The organism is Rhizobium sp. WSM1328 (assembly GCF_057653715.1).
Map to the genome: position 1 here is coordinate 2,062,129 of NZ_CM172788.1, position 19,857 is coordinate 2,081,985.

Annotated in this window: 21 protein-coding genes and 1 riboswitch; of the genes, 10 read left to right on the forward strand and 11 right to left on the reverse strand. The window is 61.7% G+C overall.

The genetic code is table 11. From position 1 onward, the window contains the following. Positions 1–2: 2 nt before the first annotated feature. The 3 genes from AC2444_RS10575 to crcB form a co-directional block, all read right to left on the reverse strand. Positions 3–656 (reverse strand): HAD-IA family hydrolase, encoded by a 654-nt coding sequence (locus AC2444_RS10575; RefSeq protein WP_012757581.1) that lies wholly within the window; start codon positions 654–656, stop codon positions 3–5. Continuing rightward, a complete protein-coding gene (locus AC2444_RS10580; protein ID WP_012757582.1) occupies positions 653–1,645 on the reverse strand; it encodes an RluA family pseudouridine synthase in 993 nt (330 codons plus the stop codon). The genes AC2444_RS10575 and AC2444_RS10580 overlap by 4 nt, the downstream gene beginning before the upstream one ends. Positions 1,646–1,739: 94 nt before the next feature. Continuing rightward, positions 1,740–2,117 (reverse strand): fluoride efflux transporter CrcB, encoded by a 378-nt coding sequence (gene crcB, locus AC2444_RS10585; RefSeq protein ID WP_003539962.1) that lies wholly within the window; start codon positions 2,115–2,117, stop codon positions 1,740–1,742. Positions 2,118–2,238: 121 nt separating this feature from the next. On the opposite strand from crcB, the gene AC2444_RS10590 reads away from it, so the two are divergent. Continuing rightward, a complete protein-coding gene (locus AC2444_RS10590) occupies positions 2,239–2,505 on the forward strand; it encodes a hypothetical protein (protein ID WP_012757583.1) in 267 nt (88 codons plus the stop codon). 73 nt (positions 2,506–2,578) lie between these two features. Here the strand turns inward: AC2444_RS10590 and AC2444_RS10595 are convergent, their stop codons facing one another. Together AC2444_RS10595 and AC2444_RS10600 are read right to left on the reverse strand one after the other, a co-directional pair. Beyond that, positions 2,579–3,592 (reverse strand): DUF1775 domain-containing protein, encoded by a 1,014-nt coding sequence (locus AC2444_RS10595; RefSeq protein WP_012757584.1) that lies wholly within the window; start codon positions 3,590–3,592, stop codon positions 2,579–2,581. A 73-nt stretch (positions 3,593–3,665) separates the two neighbouring features. Beyond that, the gene (locus AC2444_RS10600; RefSeq protein WP_012757585.1) at positions 3,666–4,046 is read right to left on the reverse strand and encodes a hypothetical protein; all 381 of its coding nucleotides are present in this window, start codon (positions 4,044–4,046) and stop codon (positions 3,666–3,668) included. 157 nt (positions 4,047–4,203) lie between these two features. Continuing rightward, positions 4,204–4,296, forward strand: a riboswitch (glycine riboswitch). A gap of 157 nt (positions 4,297–4,453) precedes the next feature. Between AC2444_RS10600 and gcvT the strand changes: the two genes are divergently transcribed. Genes gcvT through gcvP form a run of 3 tightly spaced genes read left to right on the forward strand, consistent with a single transcriptional unit; the run spans position 4,454 to position 8,840 of the window. After that, positions 4,454–5,590: a glycine cleavage system aminomethyltransferase GcvT gene (gene gcvT, locus AC2444_RS10605; protein WP_012757586.1), complete on the forward strand. Its 1,137-nt coding sequence runs from the start codon at positions 4,454–4,456 to the stop codon at positions 5,588–5,590. 23 nt (positions 5,591–5,613) lie between these two features. Further along, complete coding sequence (gene gcvH, locus AC2444_RS10610) at positions 5,614–5,976, forward strand: glycine cleavage system protein GcvH (RefSeq protein ID WP_012757587.1); 363 nt, start codon at positions 5,614–5,616, stop codon at positions 5,974–5,976. Next, positions 5,976–8,840: an aminomethyl-transferring glycine dehydrogenase gene (gene gcvP, locus AC2444_RS10615; protein WP_012757588.1), complete on the forward strand. Its 2,865-nt coding sequence runs from the start codon at positions 5,976–5,978 to the stop codon at positions 8,838–8,840. The genes gcvH and gcvP overlap by 1 nt, the downstream gene beginning before the upstream one ends. A 307-nt stretch (positions 8,841–9,147) precedes the next feature. Here gcvP and AC2444_RS10620 read toward each other — a convergent pair whose 3' ends face one another. Further along, positions 9,148–10,116, reverse strand: coding sequence for an SDR family NAD(P)-dependent oxidoreductase (locus AC2444_RS10620; RefSeq protein WP_012757589.1), 969 nt, complete (start codon positions 10,114–10,116; stop codon positions 9,148–9,150). 133 nt (positions 10,117–10,249) lie between these two features. On the opposite strand from AC2444_RS10620, the gene AC2444_RS10625 reads away from it, so the two are divergent. From AC2444_RS10625 to AC2444_RS10635, 3 genes are all read left to right on the forward strand, one after another. Then, positions 10,250–10,834, forward strand: a complete 585-nt coding sequence (locus AC2444_RS10625) for a TetR/AcrR family transcriptional regulator (protein WP_012757590.1) — start codon at positions 10,250–10,252, stop codon at positions 10,832–10,834. An 86-nt stretch (positions 10,835–10,920) separates the two neighbouring features. Then, a complete protein-coding gene (locus AC2444_RS10630; protein ID WP_162770400.1) occupies positions 10,921–11,082 on the forward strand; it encodes a hypothetical protein in 162 nt (53 codons plus the stop codon). Positions 11,083–11,245: 163 nt separating this feature from the next. Then, positions 11,246–12,292, forward strand: coding sequence for a glycoside hydrolase family 25 protein (locus tag AC2444_RS10635; RefSeq protein WP_012757591.1), 1,047 nt, complete (start codon positions 11,246–11,248; stop codon positions 12,290–12,292). A gap of 31 nt (positions 12,293–12,323) precedes the next feature. On the opposite strand, the gene AC2444_RS10640 is transcribed toward AC2444_RS10635, so the two are convergent. Further along, positions 12,324–14,609: an FdhF/YdeP family oxidoreductase gene (locus AC2444_RS10640; RefSeq protein ID WP_128449863.1), complete on the reverse strand. Its 2,286-nt coding sequence runs from the start codon at positions 14,607–14,609 to the stop codon at positions 12,324–12,326. 484 nt (positions 14,610–15,093) lie between these two features. Between AC2444_RS10640 and AC2444_RS10645 the strand changes: the two genes are divergently transcribed. The 3 genes from AC2444_RS10645 (at position 15,094) to AC2444_RS10655 (ending at position 16,380) form a co-directional block, all read left to right on the forward strand. Beyond that, positions 15,094–15,612 carry a Dps family protein gene (locus AC2444_RS10645; RefSeq protein WP_012757593.1) on the forward strand — a complete coding sequence of 173 codons (519 nt, stop codon included), beginning with the start codon at positions 15,094–15,096 and terminating at the stop codon, positions 15,610–15,612. Positions 15,613–15,645: 33 nt separating this feature from the next. Further along, on the forward strand, positions 15,646–15,942 hold the full coding sequence (locus AC2444_RS10650; protein WP_128439320.1) for a hypothetical protein: 297 nt from the start codon (positions 15,646–15,648) through the stop codon (positions 15,940–15,942). 132 nt (positions 15,943–16,074) lie between these two features. After that, positions 16,075–16,380 carry a flagellar basal body rod protein FlgC gene (locus AC2444_RS10655; protein WP_012757594.1) on the forward strand — a complete coding sequence of 102 codons (306 nt, stop codon included), beginning with the start codon at positions 16,075–16,077 and terminating at the stop codon, positions 16,378–16,380. Between the two features lie 66 nt (positions 16,381–16,446). Here the strand turns inward: AC2444_RS10655 and sufA are convergent, their stop codons facing one another. The 4 genes from sufA to sufD form a co-directional block, all read right to left on the reverse strand. Next, positions 16,447–16,839: a Fe-S cluster assembly scaffold SufA gene (sufA, locus tag AC2444_RS10660; protein ID WP_012757595.1), complete on the reverse strand. Its 393-nt coding sequence runs from the start codon at positions 16,837–16,839 to the stop codon at positions 16,447–16,449. A 93-nt stretch (positions 16,840–16,932) separates the two neighbouring features. Beyond that, the gene (locus AC2444_RS10665; RefSeq protein ID WP_003559708.1) at positions 16,933–17,313 is read right to left on the reverse strand and encodes an SUF system Fe-S cluster assembly protein; all 381 of its coding nucleotides are present in this window, start codon (positions 17,311–17,313) and stop codon (positions 16,933–16,935) included. A 12-nt stretch (positions 17,314–17,325) separates the two neighbouring features. Then, positions 17,326–18,567, reverse strand: coding sequence for a cysteine desulfurase (locus AC2444_RS10670; RefSeq protein ID WP_012757596.1), 1,242 nt, complete (start codon positions 18,565–18,567; stop codon positions 17,326–17,328). A gap of 12 nt (positions 18,568–18,579) precedes the next feature. Beyond that, the gene (gene sufD, locus AC2444_RS10675) at positions 18,580–19,854 is read right to left on the reverse strand and encodes a Fe-S cluster assembly protein SufD (protein WP_012757597.1); all 1,275 of its coding nucleotides are present in this window, start codon (positions 19,852–19,854) and stop codon (positions 18,580–18,582) included. Positions 19,855–19,857 lie beyond the last annotated feature (3 nt).

A 19,857-nucleotide genomic window follows, 5' to 3' on the forward strand; every position in this document is an offset into this window, starting at 1 on the left:
CCTCAGGAAAAATGACGCAATATCTCGTTCGGATGGGAGGCGATCGCATCAGCGCCGTTGGCGATCAGCTCATCCACGCTGGCATAGCCCCAGGCAACGCCGATCGCCTTGGCGCCGGCAGCCTTTGCCATCTGCATATCGTAAACCGCATCGCCGATGACAATGGTGTCGGCAGCATTCATGCCTGTTTCATCGCAGCATTCCGTCACCATGGCCGGATGCGGTTTGGAGGGGCAATCGTCGGCGGTGCGTGCGACAATGAAATGCTTGTCGAAGCCATGCGTCTCCATCACGACCTTGAGCCCGCGGCGGGATTTGCCCGTCACCGCGCCGATCAGCAGGTCATCGCGTCCGCTGATCGCGTCGATCATCGCGCGAATGCCGGGAAACAGCGGCTCCTTATAGTCAAGATCCTGACGCACGATCGAGAACAGCGATTTGTAATGCGCGGTCATGTCGATATCTTGCTGCTCCACATGCGGCCTGCCCTGCATGCGGGCGATCGCAATATCGAGGGACAGGCCGATAATGGCCTTGGTGTCTTCAAAGCGCGGTTCCGGCTTGCCGAACTTGTCGAAGGTCCTGCGCATGGTTTCGTGGATCAACGCAGCACTGTCGACCAGCGTGCCGTCGCAATCGAAAAGCGCCAGTTTCATTCGGCGTCCCTTTCGGCACCGGCAAGGTCGAGACCGAGAAGGTTCCAGGTCTGCACCATATGCGCTGGCAGCGGCGCACTGATGCGCAGGCGGCCGCCGGAGGGATGCGGGATGTCGATGTGACGCGCGTGCAGATGCAGCTTCTTCTGGACGCCGCCTGGAAAATCCCAATTCGGATCGTCGTCGAAATATTTCGGATCGCCGATGATCGGATGGCCGATATGCAGGGCATGGACGCGCAACTGATGCGTACGGCCGGTATAGGGCTCCATCTCCAGCCAGGCGAGGTTCTGTGCCGCCGTCTCCAGCACGCGGTAGAAGGAAATCGCATGGTCGGCGCCGTCCTCGCCGTGCTTGGCGATGCGCATGCGGTCGCCGTCGGCGGTCGGCTCCTTCACCAGCCAGGTCGAGATCTTGTCCTCGTGCTTGCGCGGCACGCCCTTGACCAGCGCCCAGTAGGTCTTCTTGGTGTCGCGCTCGCGGAAGGCAGCCGTCAGCTTCTGCGCCGCGCCGCGGGTGCGGGCGATGACGAGAACACCCGATGTGTCGCGGTCGAGGCGGTGGACGAGCCGCGGCTTCTCACCCTTCGGGCTGGTCCAGGCTTCGAGCATCTGGTCGATATGCCGGGCCACACCCGAGCCGCCCTGCACCGCAAGACCGGGTGGCTTGTTGAGCACGATCACCTTGTCGTCCTCGTGCAGCACCATGCGCGACAAGAGTTGGAAATCCGACGAATGTTTGAGATCCTTGCCGGCGATCGGTCCGGATTTCAGCTTCGCATCGACATCCATCGGCGGCACGCGCACCGTCTGGCCGGGCTGCACGCGTGCATCCGATTTGACACGCCCACCGTCGACGCGCACCTGGCCGGAGCGCAAGAGCTTTTGCAGCGGACCGAAGCCGAGCCCGGGAAAATGCACCTTGAACCAGCGATCGAGCCGCATGCCGGCTTCGTCGGGTTCAACCTTGATATGTTCTATGCCAGCCATAAACGATCTTTCGGAAATTGCAGCGCAGGCCGAGCCGGCGTTCTTGCCGCAGCCTTTAGAGCATTTTCAAGCAAAACGGAAACCGGAAAAGAAATCAGGCCAAAGCGCGCATGACGGCGAGCCCGGCGATGACGGCCGCCATCGAAAGTCCGACGCTCGCAGCGATGTAGATACCGCCGGCGACGGCCTCGCCGCGCTCGAACAGCGAGATCGCATCCAGCGAGAAGGCCGAGAAGGTTGTGAAGCCGCCGAGGAAGCCAGTGATCAGCAGCAGGCGCAGCTCCACCGAGGCGTTGAACTTCCGCGCGATCAGCTCGGCGAAGACGCCGATGACGAAGCAGCCGACAACATTGACGGCGAGCGTGCCCCACGGAAATGCCGGCCCCATGAGTCTCAGCGCCCACTGGCCGACATAATATCTGAGAAGAGAACCGATGGCGCCGCCAACGGCGACGAGAAGAGCCTGGATCATCAGCCGGATTTATCGCAACTCCGCAGCGATTCCAATCGAGAAGGTATGAATTCTTACCATCCGGTAAAATGCCGATGATTTTCTTATAATGGCGCCAAGATCGTGCCGATACCGTGACGGCATGACCCAGCTCCTGTCCATATCGGCCAACACCGCCGCTATTGCGTTCGAGTCGCTCCGAATCCCGCAGCGTGTCGCGACGAGCACCGCCGCCCGCGATGCGCGCCGCGTTGCCGACCGGCAGTTGAAGGCCGAAGGCACCGAGGAAATAGACGAGCCCTCCAGCATCATCCAGTCGACCGAAGTGGCCCTCGACCTGATGGCCAAGGGCAATCGCCAGCCGCAGGCCGGCCTGAAACAGGCGCTGCGATCCTACGAAGACTTCTGAGGCCATCGCCTTCCAAACGAAAGCTCGCGACTGCCGTCACAGTCGCGGGCTTTTCTGTTTAACGAGTCTACTTTCATTTGCCCTGGGCGGAGAGCACCTGCAGGACCAGATCGACCTTGCCGGCCTTTTCGAAGATCAGCGTCACCGGCACCGTATCGCCCTGCTTGAACGGCGTCTTCACCTTCTGGAACATCAGATGCAGGTTGCCGGGCTTGAGCTTGACCGTCTCGCCGGCGGCGATGGCGATGCCGTCCTTCAGCTGGCGCATCCGCATGACGTTGTCCTTCGTCACCATCTCGTGGATCTGAACCTCACCAGCTGCGGGCGAACTGACGGACACCAGGCGATCGTCCGTCTGGCCGTTATTCTTCACCGTGAAGAAGCCGCCGCCGACCGGCTGGCCGGGCAGCATTGCCTTGGCGAAGCCACCGGAGACTTCGAGATCGCCGGCCTTGACCGTTTCGCCGGCCGGCGCCGCAGCGCCCATGCCCGCCGTCCCGCTCATGTTCATACCGGACATATCCATGCCGGCCATGTCGTCATGGTCATGGCCACCTTCGCCGGCGACGACCTTCAACAGCGGCGCCGGGCTTTTCAGTCCGTGCGCGTCGCCGCCTTCCGCCGCCACCTGATCCCAGGCCGTGACCGTCTCGCCGCACATCTGCGTCACCGGAAAGACGAGCGAGGAGCCGGCCTCGACACCCGATACCTTACCCTGGATGACGAAGGTATCGTAGAAATCGTCGGAGAGATTGCCGTTCCTCCAGCGCACTTCGATCGCGCCCGTCTTCACCTTGTCGCCGTGATTGTCGTAGGTCTTCTGGTAGTCGCCCTTGATCACCTCGAGCTCCCAGCCGGCCTTCGGCTGCGGCTTGGCGAAGACGAATCCCTCAGGCAGCTTGACTCGCACTTCCGTGGTCGCCTTGCCGTCGCAGCCATGCGGCACCTGCAGCGTGGCGAGAATGGTGCTGTCCTGCGTCGCCTCTCTGTCGAGGAAGGTCACATGCGCCTCGGCGCTGGCAAAGGCGGTCGCGGAAAGAACGGCGGCAAGCCCGAATGTCTTGCCAAATGTCTTGATAGTTTTCATCGGATGTCTCCTCGCCGGCCACGGACCTCTCTCGGGCGGACCGGCATGCTGCATCATGGATTGCGAAGGCAGATCAGGCGAGGATGGGAGGCGCGCGGGAATTCGGCCGGCAGACAGCGCTTGCGCCTGAAACGGCTGATGTTTCGATCGGCGAATTCATCAGCGAAGCGAGTTTGCGCTCGAGCCACGAGCCCGCATCCGGCGTCGGCAGGATGGTGGAGGCCGACAGCCGGCAGGCTTCGCAATTCGGCTTGAAGGCGACGGTCTTGCCGTCGGCATCCTTCACGGTGACGCAGAGCGAGGCGAAGGTGCCGTCGGGCAGCACATAGGCCGCGGCATCATAGCCTTCGGCGGCGACAGCCTGTGGCACCTGATGGGCGAGGCCGAGCAAAAGCAGGCTCAATGCGCAAAGCATGCGCAGGAAGAGCGTCGCTTTCAGTCCGGTCTGCCGCATGAGATCCCCTTCAACAGAAGGCCGCGATAGCCGGTTTTAGCACGGAATGCAAAAGCAGATTTGCCTGAGATCAACGCTTGCTGGGAATAAGACGACAAAAATTTGCCCGGTCACGACATTTGGTCTTGCCAAGTGCTGCACCCGCCGGATAATTGCGCCAACCTTGTTGGGAGAAGCCGGTGCTTTCGCCACCGGTGCCGAAGGAGCAACCGCCCCGGAAACTCTCAGGCAAAAGGACCAGCAAGGGGCAGACGGAACTCTGGAGAGAAGCGTTCTCGAAACGCTCGCCGAAGGGATAACAATCTCAGGCACAAGGACAGAGGGGGCTCAGGAGAGAAGCGCGCAACCGCGCCTTCAGATTTGAGCCCGCGCCTTCGTGAAGAAGGCGCAAACCCCGGAGGCGTCTTTTGGACGATACTGCTGCCCTGAAAAGAACCCCGTTGCATGCCCTGCATCTCCAGCTCGGCGCCCGCATGGTGCCGTTCGCCGGTTACGACATGCCGGTGCAATATCCGGCCGGCGTGATGAAGGAGCATCTTCATACCCGCGCCGAAGCCGGCCTCTTCGATGTCTCCCACATGGGCCAGGTCATCGTGAAGGCGAAGTCGGGCAGCTATGAGGATGCGGCTCTCGCGCTCGAAAGCCTGGTCCCCGTCGACATATTGGGCCTTGGCGAAGGCCGCCAGCGCTATGGCTTCTTCACCGACGATACCGGCTGCATTCTCGACGACCTGATGATCGCCCATGTCGACGACCACCTCTTCGTCGTGGTCAACGCCGCCTGCAAGGAGGCCGACGTCGCCCATTTGCAGGCACACATTAGCGACCAATGCGACATCACCGTCCTCGATCGCGCCTTGATCGCGCTGCAGGGACCGCGCGCCGTTGCGGTTCTTGCCGAACTCTGGGCCGATGTCGCAGCGATGAAATTCATGGACGTGCGCCACTGCCGTCTGCACGACGTTTCCTGTCTGGTCTCGCGCTCCGGCTATAGCGGCGAGGACGGCTTCGAGATCTCGATTCCATCAGACAAGGCCGTGGATGTCACCAAGCGGCTGCTCGAACATCCGGACGTCCAGGCGATCGGCCTTGGCGCTCGCGATTCGCTGCGCCTCGAAGCCGGCCTCTGCCTCTACGGCAACGATATCGACACGACCACCTCGCCGGTCGAGGCCGCACTCGAATGGGCTATGCAGAAAGCAAGGCGCGGCAGCGGTGCGCGCGCCGGCGGCTTCCCGGGCTCTGGCCGCATCCTCTCCGAACTCGAAAACGGCGCCGCACGCCGCCGCGTCGGCCTGAAGCCAGAAGGCAAGGCGCCAGTGCGCGGCCATGCCAAGCTCTATACCGATGCCGAGGGCAAGATCGAAATCGGCGAGGTCACCTCGGGCGGCTTTGGCCCCAGCGTCGAAGGCCCCGTCGCCATGGGCTACGTGCAGCTCTCCCATGCTGCGGCAGGCACGCTCGTCTACGCCGAGGTGCGCGGCAAATATCTGCCGACCACCGTCAGCGCCCTGCCCTTCGTCACACCGACCTACAAACGCTAAACCTTTTCCAGAGAGGACCAACCATGCTGAAATTTACCGAAGAACACGAATGGCTGAAGATCGAAGGCGGCGTTGCGACGGTCGGCATCACCACTTATGCCGTCGATCAGCTCGGCGACTTGGTTTTCGTCGAACTGCCGGAAGTCGGCGCGACCTTCTCCAAGAACGGCAATGCCGCGACCGTTGAATCGGTCAAGGCTGCTTCCGACGTCTATTGTCCGCTGGATGGCGAGATCACCGAGGTCAATCCGGCCATCGTTGCAGATCCATCGCTGGTCAATTCCGATCCTCATGGCGCCGGCTGGTTCTTCAAGCTGAAGCTTGCAAATGCTGCCGACGCCGATGGCCTGCTCGACGAGGCGGCCTACAAGGAGCTCACTGCGTAATGACGACGCCGACAGAATTCCAGTTCACCGACTATCAGCCCTACGATTTCGCCAATCGCCGCCATATCGGCCCCTCGCCGGCCGAGATGACCGACATGCTGAAGGTGATCGGTTATAACAGCCTCGACGGCCTGATCGACGCGACGCTGCCGCCCTCGATCCGCCAGAAGGCGCCGCTCGTCTGGGGCGCGCCGATGACCGAGCGCGAGGCGCTCGACAAGCTGCGCGAGACCGCCAACAAGAACAAGGTGCTGGTCTCGCTGATCGGCCAGGGTTATTACGGCACGATCACGCCGCCGGTCATCCAGCGCAACATCCTGGAAAACCCGGCCTGGTACACCGCCTATACGCCTTACCAGCCGGAGATCAGCCAGGGCCGCCTGGAAGCGCTGCTGAACTACCAGACGATGGTCTGCGACCTCACCGGCCTCGACGTCGCCAACGCCTCGTTGCTTGACGAGGCGACCGCCGCCGCCGAAGGCATGGCGATTGCCGAGCGCGTCGCCAAGTCGAAGGCGAAGGCCTTCTTCGTCGATGCCGACTGCCATCCGCAGACCATTGCCCTGATCCGCACCCGCGCCGAGCCGCTCGGCTGGAGCGTCATCGTCGGCAATCCCTTCACCGATCTCGATCCCGTCGACGTCTTCGGCGCGATCTTCCAATATCCCGGCACGCACGGTCACGTGCATGATTTTACCGGCCTGATCTCGCGCCTGCACCAGACCGGCGCCATAGCGATCGTCGCCGCCGATATCCTGGCGCTGACGCTGCTGAAATCGCCCGGCGAAATGGGTGCCGATATCGCCGTCGGATCCTCGCAGCGCTTCGGTGTGCCGGTCGGCTACGGCGGCCCGCATGCGGCCTATATGTCGGTCAAGGATGCCATCAAGCGTTCCATGCCCGGCCGCCTCGTCGGCGTTTCCGTCGATGCCCGCGGCAACCGCGCCTATCGCCTGTCGCTGCAGACCCGCGAACAGCATATCCGCCGCGAAAAGGCGACGTCGAACATCTGCACCGCCCAGGTACTGCTTGCCGTGATGGCCTCGATGTACGCCGTCTTCCACGGCCCGAAGGGTATCAAGGCGATCGCCCAGCAGGTGCACCAGAAGGCCGTGCTGATGGCCAAGGGCCTGGAAAAGCTCGGTTATAAGGTCGAACCCGAGACCTTCTTCGACACGATCACCGTCGATGTCGGCCATATGCAGGGTCTCATCCTGCGTGCCGCCGTCGCCGAAGGCGTCAATCTGCGCAAGGTCGGCGAAACCAAAATCGGCATGAGCCTCGACGAACGCACCCGGCCGGCGACGCTCGAAGCCGTCTGGCGCGCCTTCGGCGGCAATTTTACCATTGCCGATTTCGAGCCTTCCTACCGCCTGCCGAAGGGCTTGCTCCGCACCAGTGATTACCTCACCCATCCGATCTTTCACATGAACCGCGCCGAAAGCGAGATGACGCGTTACATCCGCCGGCTCTCCGACCGGGATCTGGCGCTCGACCGCTCGATGATCCCGCTCGGTTCCTGCACGATGAAGCTCAATGCGACGGCGGAAATGCTGCCGATCACCTGGCCGGAATTTTCCGACATCCATCCCTTCGTGCCGGCCGACCAGGCGCTCGGCTACCGCGAGATGATCGACGACCTGATCGAAAAGCTCTGCGCCGTCACCGGCTACGACGCCTTCTCCATGCAGCCGAATTCCGGCGCGCAGGGCGAATATGCCGGCCTGCTGACGATCCGCAACTATCATATCGCCAATGGCGACGGCCATCGCGACGTCTGCCTGATCCCGACCTCTGCGCATGGCACCAACCCGGCCTCGGCTCAGATGGTCGGCATGAAGGTCGTCGTCGTCAAGGTGCGCGAAAATGGCGATATCGATCTCGACGATTTCCGCGCCAAGGCTGAGCAGCATGCGGCAAACCTCTCCTGCTGCATGATCACCTACCCTTCGACGCACGGCGTCTTCGAGGAGACCGTCAAGGAAATCTGCGACCTCGTGCACGAGCATGGCGGCCAGGTCTATCTCGACGGCGCCAACATGAACGCCATGGTCGGCCTATCCCGCCCCGGTGACATCGGCTCCGACGTTTCGCATCTCAATCTGCACAAGACCTTCTGCATTCCGCATGGCGGCGGCGGACCCGGCATGGGCCCGATCGGCGTCAAGGCGCATCTGGCCCCCTACCTGCCCGGCCATCCCGAAACCGACGGCCGTCCGGGTGCGGTCTCGGCCGCCGCCTTCGGCTCCGCCTCGATCCTGCCGATCTCCTGGAGCTATTGCCTGATGATGGGCGGCGAAGGCCTGACGCAGGCGACCAAGGTGGCGATCCTCAGCGCCAACTATATCGCCACCCGGCTGAAGGGCGCCTATGACGTGCTCTACAAGTCGTCTGCCGGCCGCGTCGCGCATGAATGCATCATCGACACCCGTCCGCTGGTCGACAGCTCGGGTGTGACCGTCGACGACGTCGCCAAGCGGCTGATCGACTGCGGCTTCCATGCGCCGACCATGAGCTGGCCGGTCGCCGGCACGCTGATGATCGAGCCGACGGAAAGCGAGACCAAGGCCGAACTCGACCGTTTCTGCGAGGCGATGCTGGCGATCCGCGAGGAAGCCCGCGCCATCGAGGATGGCCGCATGGACAAGGTGAACAACCCGCTGAAGAACGCTCCGCACACGGTGGAAGACCTCGTCGGCGAATGGGACCGCCCCTACTCACGCGAACAAGCCTGCTTCCCGCCCGGTGCCTTCCGCGTCGACAAATACTGGTCGCCGGTCAACCGCGTCGACAATGTCTATGGCGACCGCAACCTGATCTGCACCTGCCCGCCGGTGGAAAGCTACGCAGAGGCCGCCGAATAGCGGTCAAGCCTGACGCTGTAGCGACGGGCCCAGCAATCTGAGCCCCTTCCATCAAGGGAGGGGCTTTCCTAATTCTGATAGAAATGTGCGGCTAACCTGTCTTGTTAGCCGATCCAGGTTCAATTCCTCGGCAGGGGCACCAGTTTCCCAGTTCCCCTGCTCTCTATCAGCGTCGAAGCGTGCCGGTTTGCGGGCTAGAACAGGATGATTTTAGGCCGGGTCGGCCTAAAATCTGAATCCTGTTCTACATTATATAGTTAGAGCATGATGTCGTCCGAAAACCGCTTACACTTTTCGGCATCATGCTCTAGAAGCGCTCGCCGACCATATGCTCGCTTTTCGTCCACAATCCCCTGGCCGTCTCGGGATCGAGCGCGTAGGTACGCACGCCTTCGGAAATCGGGCTGATCTCCGCATCCGTCACTTCGGAGACGTGGCAATTCTCGCAATATCTGCCACCGACCGCGTCTGCAGGGGCGACGAAACCTGCCCAGACGGAGGTAGCCGCACCCTGAGGAATCGTCTTCCACTGGAAAGGCGGCTTGCCCTCGGCGGAGAGTGCTGCGTTGATCTGCGTTATCATGCCTTCAATCATGTCAGGGTCGAGATGACGGTCGAGCTCGGTCTGGATGCCGCCGGGATGCAGTGCCGTTGCACGGATGCCGCGCTCCTTGAGGCGCCGGTCGAGTTCCACCGCGAACAGGATATTTGCGGTTTTCGACTGGGCATAGGCCGCCCAGGGCTCATAGGTCTTGCTCTCGAAATTGAGGTCATCGAGGCTGAAAGGTGCCATGCGATGGCCCGAGGATGCGACGATCACCACTCGGCCGCCCGATTTGACGAGCGGTGCGATGCTGTTGACCAGCACGAAATGACCGAGATGGTTGGTGCCGAACTGCGTTTCGAAGCCATCGGCGGTGCGGCCGAAGGGAGCGGCCATCACGCCGGCATTGGCAATGACGACATCGAAGGGCCGGCCATCCGAAATGAGCGCATCGGCACAGGCGCGCACGCTTGCCAGAGAGGCAAGATCAAGCTCGACGATATCAAGGCTGCCGCCATTGGCCGCACCGGCACGCACGACTTCCGTTGCCGCCCTCGCCTTTGCAAGGTCACGTGCCGTACCCGTCACCTGCGCTCCATGGGCTGCCAACACACGCGCGGTTTCCACGCCGAGGCCGGCCGAAACACCCGTCACCAGAACACGCTTGCCCTTGAGATCGACGCCGGCGAGCACCTCATCGGTGGTCGATGTCGCGCCAAAAAGTCCACTCATGATTATCTCCTTGATCATGGACGCACCGCTCCAGGCTGGTGGACCATTGCCCGCCGGCCTCAAATGAAATAAAAGGAGGATGCCTCCAGATAAATATGGAGGGTACCTCCGCTTATCAAGGGGCCTCTCGGAAATGGCCGAAAAAAGCGACGAGCCCACCGCCCGAAAGCCGCGTGCGGATGCCGAACGCAATCGTCTTCTGCTGATGGAGACGGCAAAGACCGTCTTTGCCGACAAGGGTTCCAGCGCCAGCCTGGAGGAAATCGCCCGCATCGCCGGCGTCGGCATCGGCACGCTCTATCGCCATTTCCCGACCCGCGACGCACTGGTTTCCGCCATCTACCGCAACGAGACGGCGCAGCTTGCCGCTGCCGCCAAAAGCCTTGCCGAGACACATCCGCCTGTCGAAGCGCTTCGCCTGTGGCTGGTGCAGTTCGTCGACTATGTCGTGACGAAACACGGCATGTCCGAAGTGCTGGATTCTTTGGTCGGCGGCACCTCCGAGCTCTATGCCGATTCTGCCGATTTGATCATAGGTGCCGTCAATCTGCTGGTGGATCGCGCAGTCGCCACTGGTGAAATCCGTCTGGCGATGGACCCGCTCGATATCCTGCGCGCCCTGGCCGGCGGCGCGAGCATCAGCAGTGGCCCCGCCTGGCGGGATGCGGCAAGGCAACTCATCGATATTCTGATTGCGGGTATGAGAGCCAGTCGCTGAGGCTGTCGTACCATTGCGGCACGGCTGTCTCAGATGACGGTTGGGGACATCGACATGGAGGGTTTCCGCGCGCAAGGTGGAAGAACTTGTCGGCGATTGGGAGCCGCGAACAGGCCTGCTTTCCACCCGGCGCCTTCCGTGTCGACAAATACTGGTCGCCGGTCAACCGCGTCGACAACGTCTATGGCGATCGCAACCTGATCTGCACCTGCCCGCCGGTGGAAAGCTACGCAGAGGCGGCTGAGTAGCAGCGTTAGGCAAAGCTCCTTCCCCAGGTTGGGAGGGTCTGCATGCTTTTGGTGCGCAAGGATCAAATTTAACCTTTCTTAGCAAGTCTCTGTTAGCAATTCAGAAAGGCGGCTTCCATCAACATGGATCTCCGTCGATCCCTTGTTCTGCGTGCAGGTTCTTATGCGTACATCGGCAGTGCCAGCAATCCTCCTCGCCGCCCTGATCCTGTCGGGATGCGCCGCCAGTTCTGGCGCCGAAGATGTGCTGGGCAACGTGCCGTCGTCGGAAACGACCAATGCCATCGCCCAGCCAAGCGGCCCGATTCCTGCCGCTGCCGTGGGCGATCCTGCGCCGCAGGCAAGCCCGCCGCAGCAAGCGTTGCGCTGGGCGGGAGAGGTTCCGGAGCCGCAGGCGCTCGTGCCCGCCGACAGGCCGGTTGGCATGCCGCTGCCGACAGATAAACCGGTCGCGCTGCTGATGCCGGCCAATCCCGCCGGCAATGCAATGCCCGATGTCGGCACGAGATCGCCGACACGCGGCCAAATTTACGGCCACCGCTTCCGCGATGCCAAGCCGATCAACTTCGGCTCCACCTCGCCGAGAAAGCTTGCCGTGCATGGCGTCGATGTCTCGCGTTGGCAGGGCGAGATCGACTGGGAAACGTTGCGGAGGCAAGGCGCCAATTTCGTCTACATCAAAGCCACGGACGGCGGCGATCACCTTGATCCGATGTTCAAGAAAAACTGGCGCCGCGCCAAGGAAGCCGGCCTGAAACACGGCGCCTATCACTTCTTCTATTGGTGCCGGACGGCAGGCGAGCAGGCCGACTGGTTCATCCGCAACGTGCCAAGGGAAGCCAACGCTCTTCCGCCCGTCATCGACGTCGAATGGAACGGCGAATCGAGCTGCAAGAGGCGCATCTCGCCTGCACGTGTCCGGGAAAAGATGCAGGTCTTCATGGACAAGCTGGAGCGCTATTACGGCCAGCGCCCGATCATCTACACGGCGCCGGACTTCTACCGCGACAATTTGAAGGGCCAACTGCTCGACTACCCCTTCTGGTTGCGCTCTGTGGCCGCTCACCCCTCCAAGGTCTATCCGGGTCGCAAGTGGCTGTTCTGGCAATATTCCGGCTCCGGCCTTTCCGATGGCGTTGACGGCAAGATCGACCTCAACGTGTTCAACGGCAATGAAAGCGATTGGCACGACTGGGTGGCGTCGCGATAGCCGAAGCTTGCAATGGCTCCGCGCCCCGTCCTCACGCGGACTTCTGCACCTTCACCGGCACGCCTTTGTAGGCAGGCGTTCCCGATTTCCGGTCGTAATCGCCAAGCGCGATGACCCTGTTCATCTCGGGATAATATCCGGCGATGGAGCCAACAGGGATGTCGTAGGCCACTGCGGTGAAGCCTCTGACCGCCCTGCTGCTGGTTTCAGCGACCGACTCGATATCAACCTTATCGCCATCGGCGAGGCCGCGTGCGAAGAGATCCCCGCTGTTCATGAAGATCACGTCACGGCGGCCGAAGACGCCACGATAGCGGTCGTCAAGGCTATAGATTGTCGTGTTGTACTGGTCGTGACTGCGCAGCGTTGTCAGAACCAGTGTGTCTGCGTCTGCAAGGCGCGGATCTTCCTCCAGCCCAGGCGCGATGAGGAACTGTGCTTTTCCTGAGGGCGTGCGCCATTGCCGGTCGGAGGCCGCCACTGTAAGCCGGAAGCCGCCGGGTTTCCTGACCCGTGTGTTGAAATCATGGAAATCGGGAAAGACCACTTCGATCTTTTCCCGAATGCGATTGTAATCGCTGATCATCCCGTCCCAATCGATACCGTATTTGACGCCGAGCGTTGCCTTGGCGATGCCGGCGATGATCGCCGGTTCGGATCTCAGCTCTTCGCCTGGTGGTTTCAGGAAGCCGCGCGAGGCGTGCACCATCGACATGGAATCCTCGACGGTCACCGATTGTGGTCCCGTCGTCTGAATATCCTGGTCGGTGCGGCCGAGAACGGGAAGGATGATGGAGGTTCGGGCGATCAGCAGGTGCGAGCGGTTGTGCTTTGTCGCCAGATGGACGGCAAGGTCGAGCTTGCGCATGCCGGCGAATGTCGCCTCCGGATCGGATATGGCGACGGCGAGATTGCCGCCGAGGCAGACCAGCGCCTTCGACCGGCCTTCGATGATCGCCTCGATGGCCTCGACGGCGTTATGGCCCTTCTCCTCCGGCGGGCGAAAGCCAAAGGCCTTCTCCATGCCGTCGAGAAGCGCCATGTTGGGGATCTCGGTGATTCCGACGGTCCGGTCGCCCTGAACGTTCGAATGCCCCCGCAGCGGGCAGATACCGGCGCCCTGGCGGCCGATATTTCCCCGCAACATCAGGAAATTGGCAAGCTGCTGGACATTGGCAGTGCCGTGGCTGTGCTGGGTGATGCCCATGCCATAGCAGAGGATGACGTTGCGGGCGTTGAGATAGACATCAACGGCGCTGTCGAGCGCCTCGAGCGTCAATCCCGATCTCTTCAGGATCGACGCCCACTCCGTCTTTGCAATATCGGCCTTAAGAGCCTCCAGTCCGATCGTGTGGGCTTCGATGAATTCCCGGTCGAGAAAGCCTTTGCCGCCTGCCGCGATATCGGCATCGTCGCGCTCGAATATCCGCTTCATCAGGCCCTTGAGGGCAGCGAGATCCCCTCCGGTGCGCAGCTGATGATAAGCAGATGCGATCGGCGTCGAAGACATCGTCGCCATTTCCACCGGGTTCTGCGGTGCCGCAAATTTCTCGAGCGCGCGTTCTTTCAGGGGATTGAAGACCACGATCGGGACGCCGCGCCTCGCGGCATCATGCAGAGTGGTCATCATCCGCGGGTGGTTGGTGCCGGGATTGTGGCCGAAGCTGAAGATCGCATCGGCATGATCGAAATCTTCCAAGGTCACCGTGCCCTTCCCGACCCCGATCGAGTCGGGCAGACCGACGCTGGTCGCCTCATGGCACATGTTCGAGCAGTCGGGAAAATTGTTGGTGCCGTAGGCCCTGACAAAAAGCTGGAACAGGAATGCCGCCTCGTTCGAGGCGCGTCCCGATGTGTAGAATTCGGCCATGTCAGGATCGGGCAGTTTGCGCAGTTCGGCGCCGATCAGCGTGAAGGCTTCCTCCCAGCCGATCGGCAGGTAGCGGTCGCTGGCGTGATCATAGACCAGCGGGTGCGTCAGGCGGCCCTGGTCTTCCAGCTGATGGTCGTTCCATTGCCACAGTTCGGCGACCGTATGCCCTGCGAAAAAGTCAGGCCCGGCCCGTTTCGCCGTGGATTCCCAGGTGATCGCCTTGGCGCCGTTTTCACAGAACTCGAATGAACTCGTATGTTTGGGATCGGGCCAGGCGCAGCCCGGACAATCGAACCCCTCGGGCTGATTGGCTTTCAGCAGCGTCGCAGCCCCCTGCGCAATGACCTGCTGGCGCGCAAGGGTTTCGGCGACGGCTTTGAGTGCACCCCAACCGCCGGCAGGGGCCGTGTATTTCTCGATGCCTTTCGGCCGCTTCTTGGTCATCACCTGCTCCACAAATCCGTCCGAGGGCCAGCGCCTATTATCAATGCAAAGGGATGCCATGCGATAGATGGCGCGGACATCCTTTTAAAAGATCGGACCGCTCCGAGGGGGCGGAGCGGTCCTGGCGGATCATGGGATCCACGAGACTCGGCGCGGGAGGGGACATGCCGATGTCTATCGGCACATTCGCGATGCCGGTCTCCACATGGAAGTCACTTCCGAGAGACAGCCAGACCTTACGTCCCGGCAGCAGACCACGAAACTATACATAGGTATGGGGGATCTTGTTGATACCATATTGCCCAAGCTCGTGGTGCCCGCTGAGACCTAAACAGAAGGATAGGTCCGGCTACACCAGCATTGAATGTCCTGCTTTCCAAACCTGCTCTACGGTTCTTTCAAGGCCAGCGAAGCAGGAACGCCAAATTGACGGCCGCGCAGCCAGATCGCTCATTCCCGAAATCCCCAGCCAGGGAGAACAGCCATGGACCGTATCGAACTCGAAAACCGTCGCAAGGCGTCGCTTGCCACTCCGTCCGACCTTGCCTCCAACGCGACCGCCGACATCTCGGGCCCGCTGGCAGCGCTGCTTGCCGATACCTTTGCCCTCTATCTCAAGACCAAGAACTTCCATTGGCATATGAGCGGCCCGCATTTTCGCGATTATCACCTCCTGCTCGACGAACAGGGCGACCAGATTTTCGCGATGACCGATGCGATCGCCGAGCGCGCCCGCAAGATCGGCGGCATGACGATTCGCTCGATCGGTCATATCGGCCGGCTGCAGCGCCTTCTCGACAATGACGCCGATTTCGTCACGCCGCGCGACATGCTCGCAGAACTGAAAGACGACAACCAGCAGCTCATCTCGTTCATGAGGCAGGCGCACGAGGTCTGCGCCGAGCATAACGACGTCGCCACATCAAGCCTGCTCGAAGTCTGGATCGACGAGACGGAACGCCGCGCCTGGTTCCTGTTCGAAACAACCCGGAACGCCGCATAACCGGCTGACCGTCCGCTGGAAAGCGGTAATGTCATGACCACTATCCGGACACTTGAGGATCCTCAACTCGGAAGATTTGGTCGTCTGGCGAAGGCGGCCGCCAACGGATCAGCTTTCGTCGACACTTGTTATGAAGCGCTATGTCACGGACGCGAATGGCCTCCGTTGCGGTCGTTCGGGAACCATGTCAATCGACGCCGGCTGATCATCGGCCAGTTGCTCATCCTGGCTGCGGCGCTTGCATTTGCAGCCGCCGCATCGCCCATGTCGGCCCTGGTGGCGGCGTCTCTTATCGCCGCCGCAGGCTCCACTGCCGCTTATCCTGGATAAAGTGCCGTGCCGATCCCGAACAGAGGCGACGGCACGAGGCCCTGACCTAAGGCTTTTGCTAACGCAAAGCCTTCAGCATTTCCTAAAGCCTCGCAGCTACAAGCTTACCATCCAGTTCTGGGGAAACGGCTGATGAGCCTATCGGATATTGCGAGTACTGCTCTTTCGGGAATGCGGGCACAGGCGACGCGGGTTAGCGCGATTGCCAACAACATTGCAAACACCAGCACGCCAGACTATGCTAGGCTGAACACCAGCCTCACATCCGTTGTGTCAGGCGGCGTACAGGCCGTCGTCAGCCCGACGACGTCAGAGGTCGATCAGGCCACGGAGCTCACCGACCTGATCGAAGCCGAGCAGAGCTACAAGGCAAATGCCGTGGTCTTCGAGACCGGCGCCGACATGTGGGAAATGCTGATGAGCATCAAGCGCGACTGAGCACACCCGGATTTCATCGAGAATTGGCTGGCTGAGAATTTCCCGCCAGCCTGAAGGGCGCGGCTATCAGGAATGCGCCGGCTCGCCCTGGCGCTGGGCGGCAAGGGCTGCGAGATCGGCGGGCTTCAACTCGACGGATTCGCCGCAGCCGCAGGCCGATGTCTGGTTCGGATTGGTGAAGGTGAAGCCGGAGCGGAGCGTCGTCGTCTCGAAGCCCATTTCGGTGCCGAGCAGATAGAGGGCTGCCGACGGCTCGACCCAGACTCTTGCACCGTCGCGCTCGATCAGGTCGTCCTTGGCATTGGGCTCGGTCACTAGGTCGATGGTATATTCCATCCCGGCGCAGCCGCCCTTTTTGATGCCGACGCGGACACCCTTGGCATCAGCACCCGAATTCTCGACGATCGCCTTGACGCGGGCCGCAGCCCCGTCCGTCATGCTCATGATTGCAAAGCCCATCGGCTCATTCTCCTTCCGCAACCGGGGTCAAGATCCGGCGCATCGTGACTCAAATGTAGTACCCTGAAGTAAACGGATCAATACCGCGGGATGTCAGTACCAGCCGACGGCGACTTGCGCCTCCTCCGACATGCGATCCGGCGTCCACGGCGGATCGAAGGTCATTGCCACCTCGACGCCCGATACGCCTTCGACGGCGCCGACGGCGTTTTCGACCCACCCGGGCATCTCGCCGGCCACCGGGCAGCCGGGGGCGGTCAGCGTCATCATGATTTTCACCATCCGGTCGTCCTCGATGTCGATCTTGTAGATCAGACCGAGCTCGAAGATGTCGGCGGGAATTTCCGGATCGTAGACCGTCTTCAGCGCGCTGATGACGTCGTCGCTGAGTCGCGCCAGCTCATCGGCCGGAATGCTGGAATGCACGATGCCTTCGCGCACGTCGATCTTCTGTTCGCTTTCGTCCAGGCTCATCACGGACACTCCTCAAGCAAAGAACTTGCGCGCATAATCAAGCGCATCGGCCAGGGCATCGACCTCGGCGCGGGTATTGTACATGCCGAAGGATGCACGGCATGTGGAGGTGACGCCGAAGCGTTTCAAGAGCGGCATGGCGCAATGCGTGCCGGCCCTGACTGCAACACCCTGCCGGTCGATCACCATCGAGACGTCGTGGGCATGAATGCCGGCAAGTTCGAAGGAAAAGATGCTGCCCTTGTCGGGCGCCGTCCCGAAGACTCGCAGCGAATTGACGGATTTCAGCCGCTCGACCGCATAGGCGGCAAGATCGGCCTCATGCCGGGCGATCGCCTCGCGGCCGATCTTCTCCATGTAGTCGAGCGCATAACCGAGCCCGATCGCCTGCACGATCGGCGGCGTGCCGGCCTCGAAGCGATGCGGCGGGTCGTTATAAGTGACCATATCCTCGGCGACCTCGAAGATCATCTCTCCACCGCCCTGGAACGGGCGCATCTCGAAAAGCCGCTCCTTCTTGCCGTAAAGCACGCCGATGCCTGACGGGCCGTAGAGCTTGTGGCCGGTCATGACGTACCAGTCGCAATCGATATCCTGCACGTCAACAGGCAGATGCACGGCGCCCTGGCTGCCGTCGATCAGCACCGGAATGCCGCGCTCATGCGCGATCCGGCAGACTTCCTTGACGGGAACGATTGTGCCGAGCGCATTCGACATATGGGTGATGGCAACGAGCTTGGTGCGCTCCGTCAGGCTCTTCTCGAAATCCTCAATATGGAAGGCGCCCTCGTCGTCGACAGGCACCCAGACAAGTTTGGCGCCCTGCCGCTCGCGGATGAAGTGCCAGGGCACGATGTTGGAATGGTGCTCCATGATCGTAAGCACGATCTCGTCGCCTTCGCCAATCTTCGGCATGCCCCAGCCATAGGCGACGGTGTTGATCGCTTCCGTCGAATTCTTGGTGAAGACGATGTCGTTCACCGAAGGCGCATTGAGGAAGCGGCGGACCTTCTCGCGCGCTGCCTCATAGGCGTCCGTGGCCGCATTCGAGAGATAGTGCAGGCCACGATGCACATTGGCATATTCATGGCTATAGGCATGCGAGATGGCGTCGATCACCACCTGCGGCTTCTGCGCCGACGCGCCGTTGTCGAGATAGACCAGCGGCTTGCCATGCACCTTCTCCGCTAGGATCGGAAAATCCCGGCGGATGGCTTCGACGTCGTATGGCTTGGCCGGCACTATCTTGTCCATTGATATATCCGATCAGGCGTGCTTTTCGAGCCAGGCCGAAATCACGCCTTCCAGCGCCTCGACCAGGGCTTCGTCTTCCAGTTCCTCGACGATTTCGGCAACGAAAGCGTTGACGAGCATCGCCCGCGCCTTGTTCTCCGGAATGCCGCGCGCCATCATGTAATAGAGATGGTTGGCGTCGATATCGGTCACCGTGGCGCCGTGGCCGCACTGCACGTCGTCGGCGAAGATTTCGAGCTCGGGCTTGACCGAGAATTCGGCATCGTCGGACATCAGCAGCGTGTTGCAGGCCATCTTGGCATCGGTCTTCTGCGCATCGGGCGCCACCCGGATCATGCCCTGGAAGACACCCTTGGCACGGTCGAAGACGACGTTGCGGATGACTTCGGTCGACCCGGTATTCGGCACGTCGTGGCCGAGTACCATCGTCACGTCGGTATGCGTGTCGCCGCCGAGCAGATTGATGCCGCGCAGCGTCAGGTCGGCGCCCTCGCCTGTCACCTTGATATGCAGCTCCTGGCGCACCAGCTTGCCGCCGGCATTGATGACAAAAAGCCGGAGCTTGGCGTCTGCGCCGAGATCGATGCGGATCTGGCCGAGATGCGTATCGTCGGCTCCCTGCTGCTGCAGGATGATCCAGGTCAGTTCCGTGCCTTCGCCGACCGTGATGTCGGTGACGTGGGACACCAGCGCAGCATCGCCGGTCACCGTGCGGTGACGCTCGATGACCGTCGCCTTGACACCGGCGCCGAAGGACACAGGCAAGCGAGTATGCGTCTGCCCGCCCGCATGGATGAACTGGATTTCGAGCGGGTTTTCAAGCTCGGTCTCGGCAGGCACGTCGATGACATAGCCATCGCGCACGAAGCTGCCATTGATGCGGCCGACCGCGTCGTCGCTGCCGAGCGCATCCAGGCCATCCGCGGCGGAGCCGTCGAGCAGATGTTCGGAATAGGCCGAAACGCCAAGACCGTCGGCCGTAGCCTTCTGGTTGGAATGGCCTTGGATCACCGCCAGCACCGTGGCATCAGCAACGAGCGGCTCCAAAGCCTCCGAGCCGGCATCGCCCGCCTGCTGCGGAACGGTGCGCAGCAGATTCTTGAGGTCGGTATAATGCCAGGCTTCGATCCGGCGCGTCGGCAGGCCGGCCTTCTTCAGGTCGTCGAGAAGCCGGTCGCGCAGGGCCGTCACCGTGCCATTGCCCGGCAGTTCGCCGATCTGCTGATTGAAGGCCTCGATCAGCGCCGTCTCGGCCGCAGTCAGGCGGCTCGTCGTCTGCATGTTCATGGA